The organism is Paenibacillus sp. 11B (assembly GCF_030487755.1).
GTDB lineage: Bacteria > Bacillota > Bacilli > Paenibacillales > Paenibacillaceae > Paenibacillus > Paenibacillus vandeheii.
Genome location: NZ_JAUKNS010000002.1, coordinates 738345 through 754215, shown reverse-complemented (window position 1 = coordinate 754215; position 15871 = coordinate 738345). Strand labels below are relative to the sequence as shown.

General features: G+C 46.3%; 16 protein-coding genes and 1 pseudogene. 12 read left to right on the top strand and 5 right to left on the bottom strand.

Features of this window, described 5'->3' with window-relative positions:
• Positions 1-96 precede the first annotated feature (96 nt).
• On the bottom strand, positions 97-510 hold the full coding sequence (locus Q0V21_RS11710; protein ID WP_079344166.1) for a hypothetical protein: 414 nt from the start codon (positions 508-510) through the stop codon (positions 97-99).
• Positions 511-635: 125 nt separating this feature from the next.
• Here Q0V21_RS11710 and Q0V21_RS11705 point away from each other — a divergent pair, with 125 nt between their 5' ends.
• Positions 636-980 (top strand): hypothetical protein, encoded by a 345-nt coding sequence (locus Q0V21_RS11705; protein ID WP_079344167.1) that lies wholly within the window; start codon positions 636-638, stop codon positions 978-980.
• A 209-nt stretch (positions 981-1189) separates the two neighbouring features.
• Here Q0V21_RS11705 and Q0V21_RS11700 read toward each other — a convergent pair whose 3' ends face one another.
• From Q0V21_RS11700 to Q0V21_RS11690, 3 genes and pseudogenes are all read right to left on the bottom strand, one after another.
• Positions 1190-2836: an MGH1-like glycoside hydrolase domain-containing protein gene (locus tag Q0V21_RS11700; protein ID WP_301879024.1), complete on the bottom strand. Its 1647-nt coding sequence runs from the start codon at positions 2834-2836 to the stop codon at positions 1190-1192.
• A 23-nt stretch (positions 2837-2859) separates the two neighbouring features.
• Positions 2860-3117 (bottom strand): annotated as a pseudogene (locus Q0V21_RS11695) (ABC transporter substrate-binding protein); the annotation flags it as partial.
• A gap of 130 nt (positions 3118-3247) precedes the next feature.
• On the bottom strand, positions 3248-4537 hold the full coding sequence (locus Q0V21_RS11690) for a Gfo/Idh/MocA family oxidoreductase (protein ID WP_301879018.1): 1290 nt from the start codon (positions 4535-4537) through the stop codon (positions 3248-3250).
• 127 nt (positions 4538-4664) lie between these two features.
• On the opposite strand from Q0V21_RS11690, the gene Q0V21_RS11685 reads away from it, so the two are divergent.
• Positions 4665-5549, top strand: a complete 885-nt coding sequence (locus Q0V21_RS11685) for an AraC family transcriptional regulator (RefSeq protein ID WP_301879016.1) — start codon at positions 4665-4667, stop codon at positions 5547-5549.
• Between the two features lie 58 nt (positions 5550-5607).
• On the opposite strand, the gene Q0V21_RS11680 is transcribed toward Q0V21_RS11685, so the two are convergent.
• The gene (locus tag Q0V21_RS11680) at positions 5608-6042 is read right to left on the bottom strand and encodes a hypothetical protein (RefSeq protein ID WP_301879015.1); all 435 of its coding nucleotides are present in this window, start codon (positions 6040-6042) and stop codon (positions 5608-5610) included.
• A 14-nt stretch (positions 6043-6056) separates the two neighbouring features.
• Between Q0V21_RS11680 and Q0V21_RS11675 the strand changes: the two genes are divergently transcribed.
• The 10 genes from Q0V21_RS11675 to Q0V21_RS11630 all read left to right on the top strand — a co-directional run bounded on the left by Q0V21_RS11675 (position 6057) and on the right by Q0V21_RS11630 (position 15845).
• Positions 6057-6296 carry a hypothetical protein gene (locus tag Q0V21_RS11675; RefSeq protein WP_301879013.1) on the top strand — a complete coding sequence of 80 codons (240 nt, stop codon included), beginning with the start codon at positions 6057-6059 and terminating at the stop codon, positions 6294-6296.
• A 50-nt stretch (positions 6297-6346) separates the two neighbouring features.
• Positions 6347-6793: a RidA family protein gene (locus Q0V21_RS11670; protein ID WP_301879011.1), complete on the top strand. Its 447-nt coding sequence runs from the start codon at positions 6347-6349 to the stop codon at positions 6791-6793.
• Between the two features lie 5 nt (positions 6794-6798).
• Entirely contained in the window at positions 6799-7389 is a 591-nt protein-coding gene (locus tag Q0V21_RS11665; protein ID WP_301879010.1) for a GNAT family N-acetyltransferase, read from the top strand.
• Between the two features lie 196 nt (positions 7390-7585).
• Positions 7586-8398: a phosphotransferase family protein gene (locus tag Q0V21_RS11660; protein ID WP_301879009.1), complete on the top strand. Its 813-nt coding sequence runs from the start codon at positions 7586-7588 to the stop codon at positions 8396-8398.
• 43 nt (positions 8399-8441) lie between these two features.
• Positions 8442-10739: a class I SAM-dependent methyltransferase gene (locus Q0V21_RS11655; protein ID WP_301879008.1), complete on the top strand. Its 2298-nt coding sequence runs from the start codon at positions 8442-8444 to the stop codon at positions 10737-10739.
• Positions 10736-11323 carry a histidine phosphatase family protein gene (locus tag Q0V21_RS11650; protein WP_301879007.1) on the top strand — a complete coding sequence of 196 codons (588 nt, stop codon included), beginning with the start codon at positions 10736-10738 and terminating at the stop codon, positions 11321-11323. The genes Q0V21_RS11655 and Q0V21_RS11650 overlap by 4 nt, the downstream gene beginning before the upstream one ends.
• 44 nt (positions 11324-11367) lie before the next feature.
• Complete coding sequence (locus Q0V21_RS11645) at positions 11368-12315, top strand: class I SAM-dependent methyltransferase (RefSeq protein WP_301879006.1); 948 nt, start codon at positions 11368-11370, stop codon at positions 12313-12315.
• On the top strand, positions 12258-12860 hold the full coding sequence (locus tag Q0V21_RS11640) for a 3'-5' exonuclease (protein WP_301879005.1): 603 nt from the start codon (positions 12258-12260) through the stop codon (positions 12858-12860). Before Q0V21_RS11645 ends, Q0V21_RS11640 begins: the two co-directional genes overlap by 58 nt.
• Positions 12861-13078: 218 nt before the next feature.
• A complete protein-coding gene (locus tag Q0V21_RS11635; RefSeq protein ID WP_301879004.1) occupies positions 13079-14080 on the top strand; it encodes an ABC transporter substrate-binding protein in 1002 nt (333 codons plus the stop codon).
• Positions 14081-14366: 286 nt separating this feature from the next.
• Positions 14367-15845 (top strand): AraC family transcriptional regulator, encoded by a 1479-nt coding sequence (locus tag Q0V21_RS11630; protein ID WP_301879003.1) that lies wholly within the window; start codon positions 14367-14369, stop codon positions 15843-15845.
• Positions 15846-15871: the final 26 nt, after the last annotated feature.

The following is a 15871-nucleotide window of genomic DNA, read 5'->3' as shown; positions in this document are numbered from 1 at the left end:
TACTAAGAAAGAGAAACATGCATATTATGACACGAGGTTAACCCCGGTATGGATTATTTCTCTAATCGAGCTGTTGCAGGCAGAGACATGATTTAGCTATTTCTGGACTCCGTATTTCTTCTTTTTATTCGTTGGACGATAGATCGATTCAATCTGAGTTAAAGGAAAGAGAATACGTGAGGAGAATTTACCTTTTCCCTGTAGCTCAATGTAATCCAATCCAACACCAACAAGTCGGATATTTTTAAATGCATTTCTCGATGGGAATACCGTGCGAATGCCTACCCGTACGCCACGTCGTGCTCGTGGAATATCAAATACACGAATGGAAAACAAACTAAGTGGAACAAATAACTGCCGATTGACTTTGATAAAACTGCGCGGAAAAACTTTGCTGATTATTCCAGGTTCCAGACCGGACAATGGAGCATTCAATTCTGCCAGATGTCCCTGTAACTCGGCCAGGCGCTGCTGTAGTGTTTTTCCTGTATGAAGTTGGTGCCAATTCATAAGCAATCCTCCGTTCGCCATTTATACCTACTATATGAATGGACGAGGGCAAGAGGTGAGCAAAATGGCGCCCATGTTCTTTACTCATAACAATAGTACAACTTAAGATATAGGGAGTGTTTCAGATGATCGTGGAAATGTATAAAGACCTCATTCGGGATGAACGTGGCAACTATTATATCGCGATACAGATGGAGGGGGATGAGCTTACGCTCGTCAACGCCTTTGTTGAAGCATCGTTTACGCCGGAACTGATCTATAATGAAGAATTTCGGAATAAACACAAGGAGATGGAAGGCGGATTTGTGGGCAAAATCGCAATGGATCTTCTTCGGCATGACGTGGTCATGGGTTTGAAACAAATCGACCGAAAGCTGCTGGAGCTGTCGGAAGTCGAACAGAAGTACACGGTGAACTATATTGATACGATTGAATTCTATCGTCACCCTGCGTGGGAGCGGAAAGCGTAAACGAAAGGTTCGTTTGATATTAAAATTAAAGGGAGTCTACGGAACCAGCATCGGTTATTCATCCGTTGTGGAGAGACTCATCTCGATAGCAAATCACCAAAGCGCAAGTACAGGGGGAGGTCCCCTGTCACTTGCGCTTTTGGTGTTGTGCCTATTCATTGGGAATGGTCTTTTTAATGTTCCTGTAGAGAAGACACTTTTTTAACTCCCTATCGATAGGAAGGATAAATGATGCCGATATCTCGTTCTGATTTCAAGCTTCCGTCTGTATATCGCTGCATTTCATTTCCTTTGATTCGAACTGGAATGGACGTACCTCCATAAACCAGTTCACCCTCAATGGTGCGCACGCTCATTCCGATGATACCTTCCAAATGTCCACTGCGGTCCGTAATCAACCGGATTCCCGCTGGCCCCTCTATGAGAACGTTACCATCCTGATATACCTTTACCCGTTCTGGCGTGTTCACCAATTCAAAATGCAGCCCATTCACCGTGCGGCTATACGCCGTGTGGCCAGCGACTTCTTCGCCATGATCCATGTCGATGGGGAGAAGACCGGTAAACCACAGTTGGTCCGATCCAACCGGCATGATGCCGCATAACCGTTCCACATAATCAAGCAGGCAAAGCATGGAGGGGGAGTAGGTTTCGGTAAAACCTTCCTCCCCGGTCCAAGGGCTTAATGCCTGCGCAAAACGCTTTGCTTTGGAAAGGGACGACAGGATAGGTTGCATCACCCATGACAATTCCACATACCGATGATGATATTCAAATGCATGCGGTGCACGAATCAGGCTCAGGAAGTTGGACGCTCCGCCCCAGCTATTATAAGAAGAGAAGGGATCAAACCTTGGATCATCCATCGACATGGACGTAAACGGGTACTTGGCAAAAAACTTGCTTGTATTCAGCAAATACCTGCGCAGCATGTGATCAAACATTTCCCGGTCGCCCACCTCGCAGGCCATCACACGCAGCAGCACATCAGACTGTACTCTGACGAATTCGTCATTGCGATCCCGGTCGTAGAAGAACATGTCTTCTTCGTCATAACAGTAACGGAAGAGACTTTCCAGACTGGCTTCAGCTTTTGCTTTCCACTCTGCACCAGACTCCCCGAGCTCCACGGCCATACGGGATAAGTACATGCGCTGGCAATAAATATTGGCGGTTAAGTCTGGTGCCAAAAAAGGCAGAACCGGAGAATCCGGATGGTAAGACGCGGCATCATTCTTATAAGGCGTATCCGGAACATGCCAGAAGCGGGGGGACAGATCATGCCCGGTATCAAAGGTGCTAAATGCCTCCACACAGCCGGTCCCTCGGGTATTGCGATACGTTGCAATCCATTCGTCATAACGTACCATGGCCTTGTACATGGTCTTCAGGAACGAGCGGTCCTTTCCATGAAGCTGGTAGTGGTTCCATACACTTCGTGCCAATGGTGTAACGAGCTGAATCTGGCGAAAGGAAGGACCGTTCTCCGTGAGCTTATATGGCAGCAATCCATCTTCTCTCTGGTGTTGGGCAAAAGTGAGATAGGTCGCTTCCGATACAGAAGGAATTAGACGTGACAGCAGCTCCGCGTTAATGGTGCCGGTACTCTCCAGCCAGCAGCCCAGATAGATGCCACCTTCCTGAAGAAGGGGCTCACTTCCATTCAGGGGCACAATACAAGTGAGTAACTTCTCCAGGGCGGAATAATAAGTCGCTTCTAGTCGTCCGCCGGATGCCGCGAATCGAACACCCAACGCCTGCCATTCCTGTATTAACTTTTGATCTTCCGGTTTATCTGGCTTCACACCATTGTGGATCGAGATCTGGCGCAGCTTGTTCAGCACGGCTTCTGTCATGTCGACCTCCTTCTAGCGGTTATTTATTGATTGGATTCAAAGATTCGCACGGTGCCATTATAGAAGTCAGTTACAGCTTGCTCCACACTTTTTCGGCCAAAGCCGATTTCCTGATTGGTTGTCTGGGCCAGCTTGGAGAACTCAGCAAATCCCGGAGGATTATAGCTTACGTCGAAAGGCTCCGTTTTCGTAGCTTCAGATACAAAGCTGGTGTAATTATATACGATCTCTTCAACAGGTCCCGCTTCTTCCTGAAGCAGATTGCGGTTGGCTTCTGTCACAGACTTTTTAATGAGAAAAACATAGGGTCCTCCTTACGTAAATAGACTTCATGGCGACGTGAAATGTGAAAAAAGACTGCGTAATATACGCAGCCTTGGATGGGAATGTGGTTGGAGTGGCCTTGTGTTCCTAGAAACGAACCAGATTGTTGATGCGAACAGGCAAGCCAGTTGCGATGGCGCGATTGGCTGCAATTCCGGTGAGGATAGATCTTGCTCCATCCAATTGATTGGCAGCACGGTGGTATGGATCTTCCGCAGGTTCTCCGAACAGATCATTCAGAAGAACCGGATCGCCTCCGCCATGACCGCCTTCTTTTTCCTCCACTTGAACCTCGTACGGGGCATCGAACATGGGAAGTACTCGCAGTGTTTTCCCAATCAATGCACCTTCGAGATTTTTGTCACCCAGCGAATTAACGTAGGATTGTTCCACAATGTTCATCTCAATCCGGCCTTTGGTACCGTTAATGGCGATGCGATAGCCTTCCCACGGCTGGTATGCAACAAGCGAATAGGTCAAAATAGCTCTGTTCTGATACTGAACGAGCACGCCCATCGTATCCTCGATGTTGATGCCATCTCCGAATACGCTTTGATCCCGCTGGTAGCCATCTTCCGGCTCGGCATCCAGATACATGGCTTTGAGATGTGCATCCGAATCCAGGTGCAGGGCAAAAGGGTCCTCTTGTGCAAGTGGGTTGCCTGTTGCGCGAGTGTAAAACTGGGTCACGCCTCGCTCCTCGGCGTTCTCTCTACCATAGTACATGAGATCCCCGAAAGCGAAAACGGTCTCAGGCTGCGAACCGATCCAGAAATTGACCAAGTCGAAGTGATGGGTGGATTTGTGTACAAGCAGTCCGCCACTATTACGCTTGTCCCGGTGCCAGCGGCGGAAGTAATCGGCACCATGGCGTGTATTCAGCAGCCATTCGAAATGGACCGAAGTCACTTTCCCAATCGTGTCATTCTGAATTAGTTCCCGTATTTTGGTGTGGTGTGGTGCGTAACGGTAGTTAAAGGTGACGCGTATATTTTGTCCGGTCCGCTTGGCGGCATCAAGAATATCCTGACATTTGTACTCATCGATGGTCATCGGCTTCTCGGTTACGACATCACAGCCAAGCTCCATCGCGCGAATGATATATTTGTGATGGGTGCGATCGATGCTGGTAACAATTACGAAGTCCGGCTTCTCGTTCTCAATCATCTGGTCGAACTGATTCGCAGGATAAGTAGGCACCTCATTGTATTTATATTTTTCCCTCAGCAGCTGATTGGCGTAATTCATGCGGGTCTGGTTAATATCGCAAAAAGCAGCAAGCTCGGATGTTTCCCTGAAATTTTGGGCTAATGCTCCATAGAAAAATTCAGCACGGCCGCCTGTTCCGACCAATACGTAGCGTTTTTTGTGACTCATGTCTTTATCGCCTCCTTGAATATAGCTCTAGACTATAACAAGGGAGCACTTCTTTCGCCGCTTTTTGTGCGTAATCGCTTTCAAATGCCGCTTATTTTGCTATAATTCAAGCAAAGGGGGCAGCTGCATGGCACAGACATTTCGAGCGGAATACAATGATCCCACCGGTTATTTGAATATCGAATATGATCGTCGCATTGGATATTTCTCCATGACGGATGACCACCTGCATGACCATTATGAGCTGTACTATCTGTTATCCGGTGAGCGCATTTACTTCATCAAGGACCGTACCTACCAGGTCAAGGCTGGTGACTTCGTATTTATCAACCGGAATACCGTTCATAAAACGATGGAGAGTGGAAGGCCAGACCATGATCGAATTGTTCTGTATATCAAGCCAGAGCTGTTCACAGAATTGGCTATCTCTCCAGAGTTAGCTGAGGGGCTAAAGGAGCCATTCGGCTGGGATACTCCCATTCTCAGACTTCCTTCACAGATATGTGAGGCAGCAGATCGAATGGTCAGCGAAATGATTGATGAGATGGTTCATACGAGAGCTGGAAGCAGCCTGCTGCTGCGTCACCGATCCATTGAATTGCTGCTGTTCGCTTATCGGAACAAACATCTGGGCACCGTGCATTCGGCCGACAGTGAGCCGGTTCTGCATCCCAAGGCTCAGGCAGTGGTCCGCCATCTTAACGAAAACTATCATCAATCTTTAGCGCTGCCTGAGGTTGCAGCAATGTTCCGAATCAGCCCGCATTATCTCAGCCGTCTGTTCAAACAGACCACTGGTTTCACGTTCAGTGATTATCTTAATCTGCTTAGGGTGAAGGAAGCGCAGCGTTTGCTGCGTGAAAGCGAGGATTCCATAACGGAGATCGCTCTGCAAGCGGGATTCAGCAATTTTTCACATTTCGGAAAGATGTTCAAGCGGACGGTTCAGGTATCACCCAGAACATATCGGCAGGAGTACAGAGAAGCAGGTTCGATGGGAGCAGTGAAATAGGGTGAACTACGAGATAGAAATAAGTATAGATGTAGATCTGGAACAAGTCGTATCATGTTTATTTCAATCGTTGGAGTTCCTTAATAATGATGTTTGTTTTGTCACTTACCTTTTGAAGTTCTTCTAATGTAAGTTCCGCATAGTCCGGGGGAAACAAGTGCCAGTACTGATAGTAAAAATCACTTCTCTCCGTATATAACCTTTGTGTCGTTCCATCGACCATAATCGTAATGAGCCCATAGTGATCGAAAGCGTTTTTAATATTGTTCGTATAAAGAGTCAGTTTTGTTTTATCTGTTGTCTTGTTGCTTTTGATATATCGGTCAAGCTCTTTTTTATAATGAATACTTTCCAGTATAACACTGCGGTATGCTGAGTCAGCAGAGGACTCGATGCGATGTTTGAGTTCACGATACTTATGAAAAAAGATGGATGCAACAATTAGTATGATGGTGAATAAAATCAGAATAATATGCCGTGTTTTTGTACTCATAAGGTGTCCTTTTTATGTATTTGGGCCATTTCCATTTTGAGAATGGAGTCCTATATAATAACATAAAAGGACACGCTAAGCCTATAGGTAAATACAAGAAGTTGGTATTAGATAACTGGGAATCAGAAGCCAAGCATATAAAAAAAACTGAGAAATCTTGGCTAGGAGACATTGGATCAGGTCCTTTATTATGTTTCCCTTTTTATATTGCAGTTCAAGAGGAAGCGGCGTATATTGAGATTTATCTAAATTAGAAATAAATGGATAGATTGCAAGGACATTTTTATACATAAAGGAGACGCCGATGATACAGACCAGATTGGAAGAATTGGGCATTGTACTACCTCAGGCAAGCGCGCCATCAGCGAAGTATGCCAATGCCGTAATTGTAAACGGAATCTTGTATGTTGCCGGTAAAGGGCCGGATACGCAAGAACGCGGTAAACTCGGGGAGGATTTTACAACGGAGCAAGGATATGATTTTGCCCGAAATGCTGCCATTGAGGTATTGGCTGTCGTTCAGGAAGTGCTCGGTTCGCTGGATCGGGTGAAGCGGGTGGTCAAAGTGCAAGGATTCATCAATGCGACCGCCTCGTTTCAGGAGCACCATAAGGTGCTAAACGGTTGCTCGGATCTGATGCTGGATGTATTCGGAGAACAGGGCGTACATGCCCGTTCCGTATTTGGTGCTGTATCCGTGAGGGATAACTTGCCGCTGATCATTGATTCGATATTCCAGGTAGAGGAGTAGGGTTCATGACCAATTCGGATTCATTTAATCCGTTAATGCTGTCTTTTCCTGAAAGTTTTGATACACCGCGTCTGACCATCCGTGCCCCGAGGTGGGGAGATGGAGCCGCAGTGAATGAGGCAATTCGTGAAAGTGCGGAACAATTGCGTTTGTGGCTGCCTTTTGCCGAGAACATACCTTCACTGGAGGAATCGGAAGCGAATGCCCGCAAAGCCAGGCTGCAATTTCTGGAGCGGACCGACATGATGCTTCATTTACGTGACAAATTTACGGATGAATTCGTGGGCAGCAGCGGATTGCATCGAATAGACTGGAATGCACGCTGTTTCGAGATCGGTTATTGGATCAGAACTTCGCGTACCGGTGAGGGTTTGATGACGGAAGCAGTCAGAGGCATCGAGCAGTTCGCAATAAATTATCTGGAGGCCAACCGACTAGAAATCCGCTGTGATGCACGGAATGTCCGAAGTGCCAAAGTGGCTGAGCGTGCAGGCTATACCCTTGAAGGTATATTACGCAAGATGCGGCGTGACAGTACAGGTGAGCTGGTGGATATGATGGTGTTTGCGAAGGTAAGAGGCAATGAGTTTGAATAGAATAGTTTGAAATGAGATCAAAATGATTTGGAAAATGGTTTGTAAAGAAAGGATGGCTTGTTGAGGAATAAGCGAATGGGCTGTTCTTCCGGGCCATTTTTTGTGTGCACATTTTCTGGTTACTGTCCAGAAGCACATGGGTACACAAAAATTTGAAATGGATGCAGGAAGTGTACCATTTTAGGGGGAATGAAAAGTGAGACGGATTGGGCAAGGAAGAACGGCTGAGATCTATGAGTACGCATCAAATCAGATTATGAAGTTATACCATGCCGATTTTCCAGCCGAAGCTGTCCAGAATGAGTTTCGAATTACCGAGGCAGTATTCCAAAAGGGCTTACCTGTGCCACAGGCAAGGTTGTTTATGGATGATGGATCGCGCAAAGGGATTATATTTGAACGGATTGAAGGCAACACGATGTTATCCCTCATGTTTCAGGAGCCCGTGTTGATCGAAGAACTATCTCGTCAAATGGCAATCTGTCATCATAGCCTACACGTCGAGCAGGATGATGCAGGAGCACTCCCCACACAAAAGCAGATTCTTACTGGAGCCATTCGAAATACCTCTCTATTATCGGAAGAGGATAAGACGCAGGTAATTGCTTATCTGTCGTCTCTTCCAGAGCGACAGCAAATTTGTCATGGCGACTTTCATCCCGACAATGTTATGTTGAATGAAATGAGAGATCAATATTGGGTTATAGACTGGATGACAGGCATGTCGGGTGATCCGGCGGGTGATGTGGCACGCAGCTGGGTAATATTAATGAGCGGCACGTTGCCGGAGGATATGGACCCGGCTGTTCATAGGAAATTTGAATTGGCTCGCAATGTAATGCTGGATCATTATATTCAACATTATATCCAGATTTCCGGGATATCCCGCCAGGAGTTGGATGCTTGGATTCTGCCTGTCGCGGCTGCACGTCTGGACGAGAGGTTACCTGCAGTGGAAGCGGATCAGTTAATCAAGCTTGTGCAGGATCGTATTCGTCTGCTGAAATGACATATTTAGTTTAATAAACAAGGATAACGAGGTGAAGAGATCCATGCTGCACTCATTAAAGTCCATACAATCTTACAAGTCAAGCCAGCTACCGGAGGCGAAGCAACCCCAGTGGCTGCAGCTGCTGGCAGCGGCGGAACAGCCAAATATTAACCTGGAACGTATTCATTCCATAGCAGAGCTGGAAGGTACGAACCCGGTACTGGATTATGTAGAACGCACACTTCAGGTGCTGGATCAGCTTGAGGTTTCTTTTTGGATTCGAGAAATTTTGGAGGATGTGCTGGTCTGGTCGGAAACGGCAAAGGCGGGATCACTGAAACAGCGCAGAAGTTGGCAGAAACAGGGGGTTAACCTGTTCGTGCACAATGTGGGTTCAGCCCAGTTGTACGACATGTATGGAAGTGTTGGAGCTTTGCAAGGCAAGCAAGGTAATTGTGAGGAGAAAGATGCATCACGATCGGAATTCCCGAGTGATTTTTTAAATGATCTTCCAAGTGATAGTACACAAATTGCACAATCAGCACATAGTTCACCCACACCACGGGATAAGATCATTCGTACCCTTATTGCCACACACGGGCTTATTGGTCAGTACATAAGAGGAGAAATCCCGTTTGCTGAAAATGCTCCGCTGCATTCGTTCATAACGCAAGGGTGGCTTACCTCTGATGAATTGCAGGCCATCCTGATGGCGCTGAATGAATGCGTTATTGCAGGCGTTGACCTGGCGCTGTGGAATCAGGTTCAGTCTGAAGTGCAGCGTATCGTGGGCTGGATCATGACAGCTGCGGATCATACTGACTGGAATGTGAAGGAGCGGCTGTCACGCTTGCGGAGCTCGTCTATACGTCAAGGAGAAGCGATGGATGAAGCATATGCCAAACTTCAAGCCCAGATTGAGATAGAGAAACTTCTCGCTCCTCTGGCTCATCGGACCTTATGGTATGTGGAGTCAGCGATGCACGATTTTTCGTTGCAGGAGATGGTTAAGATCTTCCTTTTGACGCTGAGCAGTGAAGCTGTGGTGCTATCTGTAGATGATTCGATGACGAACAGCACTGGCAGAACAACGAAAGAATCAGACAGAAATTCGACTTCGCGGGAGCAACCATTGGATGTTGTAAGGCATATCAGCTTTGAACCATTAATGAACACGATGTATTACGACTACAAGGGTGTCAAGAAACTGAATATTTACAAGAAACGAATGATCGAAAAGTATTTGGAGCAGTATTCGTGGGCGCAGATTGAAGCAGGTGAGACGATCACTTACCCTCACTTGACACATCGAATTAAACGGCATCCGAATTTGCGGGATACGGTATTTGTAACATTTGAATTTTCCCCGGCGGCGGAGAAGCTCATAGCGTTCTGTATTGAGGCAGAAAAGTCTCCATTATATGAGAAGGCTGTGCTGCTGTTATTTGACCTGTTCGGATTGCGACGGGATGCGTATGATCGGTTCCATAATGAAGAGACGTATTTGGCGGATATGAACAGCTCAGGAGATTACAAGAAAGTGCTGCTGGATTATATGGTTGGCAAACGTGTGCTCGATATCGGTCCCGGCGGTGGAATCTTGCTCGATCTGATTGAGCAGGAACGACCTGAGATGGAGCCAATTGGCATTGATATTTCAGCGAATGTCATTGAGGCACTGGAGCGTAAAAAACAGCGTGAGGCACATCGCTGGCAAGTATTGAAGGGGGATGCTCTTCAACTGGATCAATACGTGCAGCCAGGCACGGTGGATACGGTTATTTTTTCATCCATTCTGCATGAACTGTATTCGTATATTGAACGTGATGGCCGGAGGTTTAACAGCGATACCGTCGCGGCTGCACTGAGAAGTTCGTTTGACGTGTTGTCCCCAGGGGGCCGAATTCTGATCCGGGATGGCATTATGACCGAACCCGAAGCACAGAAGCGCCGGGTTCGTTTCCTTGAAGCGGATGGGATGCGGTGGCTGGAGCGGTACGCACAGGATTTCCAGGGACGCAGCATTGAATTCGAGCGGATCTCCGGGAATGAGGCGGTATTGGATATCAACGATGCGATGGAATTTTTGTACACGTATACTTGGGGTGAAGAAGCATATGTTCATGAGATTCAGGAGCAATTCGGCATATTTACCCCGTCGGCATATAAGGATTGCATTCGCAAAGCGCTGGGTGATCAAGCAGAGATCATTACGTTCCGGCACTTTCTTCAGGAAGGATATACGGAGGCGCTTGGAGAACGAATTATCTTTATGGAGGAAAACGGTCAACCTGCACCTTTGCCAGACAGCACCTGCCTGATCGTCATTGAAAAGAAGAAAGGAATGGCGGACAGATGACGAATGAAGCCAACACGGCTTTATATTTTGTAAGACACGCGGAGTCTGAATATATGGAAGGGCAGGAACGCGAGCGTGGTCTGACGGAACAAGGCAAAGGGGACGCGGCCACCGTCGCGGGTTTGCTCCATCGGGAGCAGATCCAGTTGTTTTATTCCAGCCCGTATAGACGGGCCGTGGATACGATTCAAGGATTGGCCGAAGTGTCAGGCGGCATTGTGGTTACCGAAGAGGATTTACGTGAGCGTGAGCTGTCAGGTCCTGAAGTGAAGCATGAACATTTTCGGAAAGCCAAACAAAGACTCTACGATGATCCTGCGTTTGCTTATGCAGGTGGAGAATCCGGTGAAGTCGCCGTGTCACGGGCAATCACTGTAATACAACGAATTCTGAATAGGCATCCAGGGCAAAAAATAGTGATTGGCACCCATGGGGATATCATGACGTTGATTTTCAATTATTATGATCCGTCCTATGGTTATGACTTCTGGGTAAATACAACGATGCCGGACATCTACAAGCTGGAGTTTGATCGTGAAAGTAGGTTGGTTCAGGTAACACGATTGTGGGAAGAACAGGTTTAGTTTCTCTAGGTAACACGTTCTAACGACGATAGGAGGCAATCATAATGAACCTCAAGTTGATAGGGTCCGTTTTGGAGCAACAAATCCGTTTTAATGACAATAAGAGTTTATTTTATAATCGGGGCAAGTCTGCATTAGGGCCATCTCCGCGAACGTTGTACTGGCTATTGGAATATCGCGCTCAAGTGGCAAAAGCATTAGAATGTATTATTGCAGATGGATTATTGAATCATTATACAAATAAACTAGCTGAGCAAGGAATCCGCCAATTTATCCAGGTGAACCAGTTTATGCAGTTTACGAGCAAAGACAAGTTGCAACTGGCAGAATTATATAAAGATCAATTTATGCGGATCTGGTGTCTTTTGCAGGACGAGGAGGCTGGAGAAGAAGTAATGCAGCAGTTTTTTCAGAAGCATTATCAACAGTTAAAAACATTTCTAATACAGACCAACGGCGAGGAATTGTTTAAAAAATATGCGATGGATCCACATCTGTTCTGGGTGCCTTGTGAGGAGTACTCGGCGGATCTGCAGGTATCCTGGCTCGGCTTGGATGTAGAGGACCTGCATACGCCTGTGCTTGATCTTGGTTGCGGTCCGCAGGCCAATTTGGTCCAATTTTTACGTGGTAAAAAGATAGAAGCCTATGGGATGGACAGACAGGTGGAGGAATCGGAGGATCGGCCGTTTTTGCGACGTATGGGCTGGATGGAATCTTCTTTTGAAGAGGAACAGTGGGGGACAATAATATCCCATTTGGCATTCTCCAACCATTTTACACATCATCATCTCAAGGCAGACGGCGAACCAGAAGCATATGCTCAGAAATATATGGAGCTATTAAGAGCGCTAAAACCAGGAGGTTCCTTCTTCTATGCGCCGAGTGTTCCTTTCATAGAGTCATTCGTAGATCAACTACCCGAGTATTTTGTATGTCGAATCTGGATAACACCAACACAGCAAATGACGAGAATTACGCGGCTGGACTAGATGAAAAAGGGGAATCATTAGATTCATCATTCACTTCACTTGTACGTGCCTCTAAACCGATTCCAGAAGCGGTGGCGAAGTTAACGGGGATTTCAAATGAAGATATGATTCAGGCGCCTTCGTTTGCAGAAGCTTATTCGTCTTTTCTGGAATTCATCGGGGATAAGGTATTAGTAACGCAGGCGGGGTATGAGTATGATCTGCCCATGTTGAAACGGCATTGTGATATAAATGGGCTGCTGATGTTTTCCAATCCGGTTTTGGATACAAAAGCGATGTTCACTTATATACATCCTGAAATCTCCGAGGTCATCTCTACCGATTTCCTGATCCGGTATTACGACCTGAACACAGACGGCATTCACAGGCACAATGCCTTGGCCGATTGTGTTGTGATTGCTCGTATTTTTGAACATGTCCTGAACGAATATCAGGATCTTGCATTGGATCATTTTACGGCGGATGAGGAACATGTAATGAAGCGTTTTGTGATTCCTGAGATGTATTTAACAGCACCGGTTGGAGGAGAGAGGCCAGATGAGTAGGATTGTTATCAACAAGGTACATTGCCCCTGCGTTAAGCGGGGGGAAGGGTCAGTGTATTCTTTACGTTTGTATAAAAAAATAGCTTCAAATGTGTATTGTGGGTCTTACACAGCATAAGGTACAATTCATCTAAGCATCGAGTGAGAATGATAATCATTATTTATAAAAATGTGTTCTCACCGATACAACAACAGATTACATAGGGGTGAAGAGTATCATGGTAAGATCCAGTAGAGGGTTCAAAGGGTGGACGATCACCCTGCTACTCATGGTTGTAGTTATAACAGGATGTGGGGCAAACTCCGAGTCAAAGGCAGAACAGGCTCCTGCATCTGGGACCGCAGTATCGGATGGAAGTACATCTGAAACAACAGAAAAAGAAGCAGAGACGCGTGTCGTTCAGGATGAATTCGGTGATGTGACGATTCCGGTGCATCCGCAGCGGATTGCTGGTATCTATGTGGAGGATTATCTCAAGGCTCTTGATATCACACCTGTAGTACAGTGGTATAATCCGATGTGGGGTGTGCAGGAATATCTGGATCTGGATGTGCCGCAATTTGATACTACAGGTAGCATTGAGGCTTTGTTGCAGTATGATCCGGATCTCATCATTGTGGATGGTGGAGTGGACATGGAGAAATATGAAATGTATTCAAAGGTGGCGCCGACGTACCGTTTGCCAGAAGACATTTTGCAGGATTCCAATCAAATCTTGACGACCATTGCCGATGTTGTTGGTAAACCGGACAAGGGTAAAGAAGTTGTTGCGGCATTTGAGGCCAAGATTGCAGACGCTAAGGCGAAGCTTCAGGAAGCAGTCGGGGATGAGACCGTAGCGGTTGTCCGACTGAATATTAGCAATAATACATTGGCATTGTTCGGCGTGAAAAATCGATTTACCGGATTTATTTATTCAGAGCTTGGTCTAACGCCTCATCCACTGGTCGGCAACATGGAAGAATATCAGGAAATCCTTTCTGAAGAGGCTTTTCCAGAGCTTGATGCGGATCATATTATTGTATTTCCGTCCAATGGAGAATGGTCATCCCCCGAGAACAAGGAAGCTTTGAAGGTGCTAGATAGCAAGCTGTGGCAATCTCTTCCGGCAGTTAAAAACAACCAGGTGTACATGATGGAAAGGTCATATTGGCAATCAGGTGCGATTACGGCAAACACAATGAAGATTGATGATCTCTTGCAAAAAATGACGCCATAAGCCTTCTCCATAAGAAAGTTCTTCCCTCAGGGTTGAAGAGCTTTCTTTTTTCGTTTACACTAATTCAAATGATAACAATTCTCAATTAAGGAAGATGAATATGTGTCCCACGATTGTACAGCTGATTCCCAAGCCCTGGTTATGCATGCTTCGACATATAGAATACGTAGATCGCAATAAGCCCAATATACTGAAACGGCTCGCATACCCGATGTCTGACTCACATTCCTTATTCGTTGTGACGTGTGGAAATGGTTCAATGGCCTGCTCGGACAGGGAAATCCGTATGGAAAAAGGAATGATTATATTTGTTCCCGTTGGAAAATCCATTGTCATCGAAGATTCTACTGGGACTGAAAATGAATTGCAATTTTATAAACTGGATCTGACGGTGGCTGAGGTGAAAGAGGATACTTCGAACCGTATGAAAATTGGAGACACTACTGAGCAGCATGGATTTGTTAAAGGGATAGATATCCAAGGATCGTTATCTCTTACCGAGCTGAATTACAGTCCATGGAGTTCCTGTTTGGAACCCCTAGCACAATTATTACGCCAACAGACAACTTGTGATTGGCTGGAACAGTGGGAGGTACAACTACGCTTTCAGGAATGGTTCAGGACCTTGCTTCGGCAAAGTGATCCCGAGAACGAGGAACCGAATGATCGCGTACGACTTCAACGTTCCATTCGTTATATTCGCGAACACTATAATCAGGCCATAACGGTTGACGATTTAGCGGCTGATATCCGGCTCACCAGGGCCAGTTATACTCGACAATTCAAAGAAATTACGGGTAAACTTCCGCTTGACTATGTGAATGCTGTTCGGTTGGAACGCTCCAAACAGCTACTGCAACTGACGGATGATCGTATGCATGATATTGCTCAGAATGTGGGATTTAATAACGAGTATTATTTCGGCCGTCGCTTTAAGCAGTATGCTGGCATTTCACCAGGATTGTATCGGCGTCATCATCGTCAAGACGCGCGTGTATTTGCACCTTATCTGGAAGACTTTGTACTGGCCCTTGGAGTAAGGCCGATGTTGCAATATTCCCATCGTTCCTGGGGCAGACAACACTATTTAGGATTGGATGATGTACCGGAATTCGACGTGAGCCAGCAAGATGCCCAGTTTAATGTGGCGAATACCCCCGAATTTATTATGCTGAACAAGGGCTTTGAAAGATGGAATCTGGAGCGCTTCGAGCAGGTAGCACCGACGTTTTACCTGGAACATTGGGGTGAGGACTGGCGTTCCATTTTGAAATCCACTGCGGATGTGCTGGGAAAGGTAAGCCGGGTGCAGGATGTAATAGGTGATTATGAGGAAAAGGCGCAGGAAGCCAAGAAACTTTTGACACGACATATGCGTGGAAAAACCGTCGCTTTTTTGCGTATTTCTGCATCGGAAATTACACTCTATGGGAACCAGTTCGGTTACGTAGGTCCTGTATTGTATCAAGATCTAGGATTAACTCCGCATTTCTGTGTACAACAATGGGCACATCAAAGTAGAAGAATCAGCATTGAGCTGGAGCAGCTGAGTCAGCTTGAGGCAGATCATCTCTTTATCACATTTGATAATATGGATTCTGCCTATCCCCGAGAGGAACGGAAGCTCTTGGAAAGTGATGAGTGGAAGCGGCTGCCTGCAGTGAAAAGCGGTCACGTATATGAGGTGGATTTTATGACCTGGATGAATTATGGTGTCATCTCCCATGGGAAGAAAATCGACGATATACTGCGGTATTTGGGCTGAATTAGATAACACGGGAGGACTAAATT